7 protein-coding genes and 1 pseudogene are annotated in these 3,603 nt (G+C 31.9%); 6 read left to right on the top strand and 2 right to left on the bottom strand.

All coding sequences use genetic code 11. From position 1 onward, the window contains the following. Positions 1–36 precede the first annotated feature (36 nt). Positions 37–357 carry a YolC/YozM family protein gene (locus KM885_RS17510; RefSeq protein WP_216884335.1) on the top strand — a complete coding sequence of 107 codons (321 nt, stop codon included), beginning with the start codon at positions 37–39 and terminating at the stop codon, positions 355–357. A gap of 189 nt (positions 358–546) precedes the next feature. On the opposite strand, the gene KM885_RS17515 is transcribed toward KM885_RS17510, so the two are convergent. Continuing rightward, a complete protein-coding gene (locus tag KM885_RS17515) occupies positions 547–951 on the bottom strand; it encodes a hypothetical protein (RefSeq protein ID WP_047184968.1) in 405 nt (134 codons plus the stop codon). 371 nt (positions 952–1,322) lie between these two features. Here KM885_RS17515 and KM885_RS17520 point away from each other — a divergent pair, with 371 nt between their 5' ends. The 5 genes from KM885_RS17520 to KM885_RS17540 all read left to right on the top strand — a co-directional run bounded on the left by KM885_RS17520 (position 1,323) and on the right by KM885_RS17540 (position 2,983). Next, complete coding sequence (locus tag KM885_RS17520; protein ID WP_225344203.1) at positions 1,323–1,523, top strand: hypothetical protein; 201 nt, start codon at positions 1,323–1,325, stop codon at positions 1,521–1,523. 23 nt (positions 1,524–1,546) lie between these two features. After that, positions 1,547–1,807 (top strand): hypothetical protein, encoded by a 261-nt coding sequence (locus KM885_RS17525; protein WP_047184970.1) that lies wholly within the window; start codon positions 1,547–1,549, stop codon positions 1,805–1,807. 181 nt (positions 1,808–1,988) lie between these two features. Beyond that, the gene (locus tag KM885_RS17530; protein WP_047184971.1) at positions 1,989–2,222 is read left to right on the top strand and encodes a hypothetical protein; all 234 of its coding nucleotides are present in this window, start codon (positions 1,989–1,991) and stop codon (positions 2,220–2,222) included. 115 nt (positions 2,223–2,337) lie between these two features. After that, entirely contained in the window at positions 2,338–2,718 is a 381-nt protein-coding gene (locus KM885_RS17535; protein ID WP_147266904.1) for a hypothetical protein, read from the top strand. A gap of 76 nt (positions 2,719–2,794) precedes the next feature. Next, positions 2,795–2,983: a hypothetical protein gene (locus KM885_RS17540; RefSeq protein WP_047184973.1), complete on the top strand. Its 189-nt coding sequence runs from the start codon at positions 2,795–2,797 to the stop codon at positions 2,981–2,983. A 63-nt stretch (positions 2,984–3,046) separates the two neighbouring features. Here KM885_RS17540 and KM885_RS17545 read toward each other — a convergent pair. Continuing rightward, a pseudogene (locus tag KM885_RS17545) lies at positions 3,047–3,532 on the bottom strand (transposase); the annotation flags it as partial. Positions 3,533–3,603: the final 71 nt, after the last annotated feature.

Below are 3,603 nucleotides of genomic sequence, written 5' to 3' on the forward strand. Positions count from 1 at the left end.
ACTTGTTTTCTATTTATAAACACAAAAATGACGTAGGTGAGTTTTTCCCACCAACGTCATTTATTGTACAACCTTTTAATGTGTGTTATTGCTGCTTTTACTTTTATCGGGTTTGCACAGAAAGAGCCATACAGTGTAGATGGGGTAGTTGATTCTGTATGGGATAAATATAAAGTGCAAAGTACCCAAATTGGTGGATTTGGGGAATCTAGTGAGGGAGAACCTGCGATTTCCGTAGATGTTTATGATAAAAATGATATACCAAAAGTTGAGAAATACCTAGAAAATAATTTATCTAAAGATGATTTAGCACAATATGAAATAAATGTGTTTTCTAATAAGGGAATACATTATTAAATCAGATTTAAACTATTTTGAGCGTTAATAAGCCCGAAATGGCTGAAGAGATTATCCCTTGCTCATTTTAGGCTTTTTGTTCCTATGTAACCTAGACAGGGCATCTTAAAACTTTGATCAATTTAGATGAATATTTTTTGATTTAAACAAAGTTAAATACTGTCAGACAAAACTTGCCGCTTAATGTCATCAATTATCTTCATTATTTTGAAACTTCTGCTCTAATATTTCTAAAATCAAGATTGTTAGGTAGAAAGAAAAGCCTGCTAACATGTATGCAACTATGGCATCAGGGGTATATACAAAGTCTTGATTACTATTAACTGTATTGATAAAAATTACAATTCCTCCACCGATAATTCCTGCTAATATGTAATTTAACCATCTTACACCCTTATTAACACGTTCAATTATAAAGGAAGCTGGTACTGCAATGAAAAGAAAAGCTGGTAATGCAAAAATATAAACGAAAGAGAACCCTCCGAAAGAAAAGGTTAGTGGATCATTACTTAATATCATGCCTAGCAGATTATATAGAATAAAAAAGAAAGATAATACGAAAGGAGCTAAGAAAGCGGCTATAACCTTTAGCATGTAATTCCCCCTCTAACGATTCTTACCTGCATACAATAACATAATTTGTAAGGCGATGCACTATACCTAAAATTTAAAACAGATGATTTATTTAGTTTTATATAAAATAGCTTGACAAGTCATTTTATATACGTTAATTAGGTCATGGATATTTTTTAGAAAGGTGTGTTATAATGCCGTAATTCCTTAAACAAGCAATATTATGGGATTATTGAATTGGTCTATTTCATAATTTTGTTGATTATAGGTGCCTATTTTACAAAATATAATGCCAATATATGAAAAGTGATTGTTAAGCTAATTTGTTCATTACTTTAATAGTGAAACTTTAATTTTTCTAATTCGTACATAAGGTACGGAGATTAATATAAATGATGGAGGAGTCAAATATGTCTAAAGAAGTTACTTTCATCTTAGTAATAGTATCTATGGCTATATGGATTACGGTGACTCGAGAGGCTGAAAAACCTTCTAAAGAGATAAACTGGTGGAAAATGATAACCTTACTGTCTGCAGGATCTTTATCTGCATTAGTTACAACCATTACGCTAATTCAAAGCGTATTTTTGTAGGAAAGAGATGGAGGTGTTTGTGTTTGAATTATAGTGAAACATTTATGTTAATTGTTACGGTATTGGCCGTCTGTATGATGTTATACTTCATTATAAAAAAATATAAGTTTAGAAATCTTATCTATATTATGGTGCTACATTCATTGGTTTTATTTGTGACAAGAGTATTCGTTCAAGGTGAAGTTGTTCTTACAGCATTCTTGGATTCCTTTGGTCTTATTCAACTTATTCTTTTTGCTGTATTCTTATTTATGGATTACAAACAGGCGAATACGAGTAGTTAAATACGTTAATGTTTATGTTGTACAAAAAGAATCTTGTTCAAGTAACGGGCGCATTACTAAAGTAAGTGACGATGATTATTTTAGTAACTGGAAGGTCTGTTTGTTAATGAAACATTTTTGAAGGTTTAATTGTACTTAATATGAGGGATAAAAATAGCTTATAAAGATTGAGAGGATAAAGATGCGAAAACAACCAGATAGATTTAAATTTGTTCTATTATTTGGTCTTATCATATCTATTCCATTAGCAATTAACTATTATATATTTAAACTCTTGGTTACTTTTTTCATTAGTTCAATTAGTTGGGACTACTCACTGATGGAATTGCTATTTGTTTCAATTACATCTATTTTTGGGGGATTGTTCTTCGGAGCGTACGTTCAGAGTAAAAGAACAACCAATGTCAATGTATAAGATTTTAAAATTCAATTATATGGTGTTTTAATACAGCAAATAGAACGCAAAAAAAGCAACCTTATCCAATCAACTGGCAGTATTATCGTACAAGTGATGAATAGAGTAAGAAAGGGTGAGTAATGTGTTTCGTAAGTTTAAAAGTAACTTGCAAAGGAGGAAAAAATTTGAAGTAATTGGTATCGGTGACATTATACAATTCAATGGAGGAAAAACCTATACCGTAAAAAGGTACGACAAAGAAAAAGGCAATTATCAGAAGGTACAACTTGAACCTTATAGAGGATATCACCCTATTCCGTTTCCCGGGGATAGACCTTATGAGAATAAGGTATGGGAAAGCATTCGTATTCTGAATTACGAAATGGAACAAAAATCGGATTCTATTTATTCTGTGACTAAAACAAAACAATCCGAAGAACCAGACTTTTATCGATTGTCCATTGAGGATGCTCACGAGAAAGCTATAGAATACAACAAAAATAGGTATAAATGATGTTGATCTTTATATTATAGTGCTATTCCTTCGAGTTTTTTACATTATTTTAAATTTGGGGAGGCTAATAGCCAAAATGAAAACTTTCTTAGTTTTATTACTGGGCTTGGTGGGAATTATTATTGGAGCTACTTTATATGCTATTGAAAACGATGGCGCAGCATTTATAACTAAGTTCATTTTTAAATTATGCGGATTATTAATATTTGTTGGAACAACTTTTTTTGTTCAAAAGTATTGGAAATCAATTGAATTAATTTCATAATTGCTCTTTTTAAAAACACAAAGACCTGCAGAATTTTAAAAATGCATTTTTAAAAATTTCTATTTAAGCGGCTTGTTGTTGATTTAATAATACATTAATACGGTCTACAGCTAATTTTGAAGCATTATAAATAAGCGTCACGATGTCAAAGTGAACTTTTGCGCGTTTTCCGGTACGATAGCGGACATTGTTAAGTTGAAAGAATTCCTTGAGATAGGCATTAACTCGTTCTACAGCCGAACGGCGTTTAAACAGTTTTTTCCAAGCTTCAGAACCACGGGCTGGCGCTGTATATCTCCTAAGGTCTGTAGTGATTTTCACTTTATAAACCTTATGACAGATGCCTTCATTAGCTAAAGGACAGTCACTGTACTCTTTTGGTCTTGTATATTTCAATGTTTCGTATTTGGTGTCAAAGCTATCATATCGATAGGTATGCTCCCGAAAACAGGTTGGGGAAAAGTTTTTATCAAAGCCTATTGGCTCGCTTTCATTTTTCTTATTATAAGCAATGACGGACAGATTTCCCATACGATGGACTTGTTCGTATGTGTCAAGTTTTTCTCGGTGTGTCTTTCACACCAATATTTCCGGCACTCTATTTTTGTACACTTTTTCGG

The sequence above is a fragment of the Oceanobacillus caeni genome (assembly GCF_019037185.1).
GTDB classification, from domain to species: domain Bacteria; phylum Bacillota; class Bacilli; order Bacillales; family Amphibacillaceae; genus Oceanobacillus; species Oceanobacillus caeni.

Excerpts from the sequence above, each read along its gene's own strand:
- KM885_RS17515 (WP_047184968.1), bottom strand. The coding sequence starts at position 951 with ATGCTAAAGGTTATAGCCGCTTTCTTAGCTCCTTTCGTATTATCTTTC.
- KM885_RS17530 (WP_047184971.1), top strand. The coding sequence starts at position 1,989 with ATGCGAAAACAACCAGATAGATTTAAATTTGTTCTATTATTTGGTCTT.
- KM885_RS17540 (WP_047184973.1), top strand. The coding sequence starts at position 2,795 with ATGAAAACTTTCTTAGTTTTATTACTGGGCTTGGTGGGAATTATTATT.
- KM885_RS17520 (WP_225344203.1), top strand. The coding sequence starts at position 1,323 with ATGATGGAGGAGTCAAATATGTCTAAAGAAGTTACTTTCATCTTAGTA.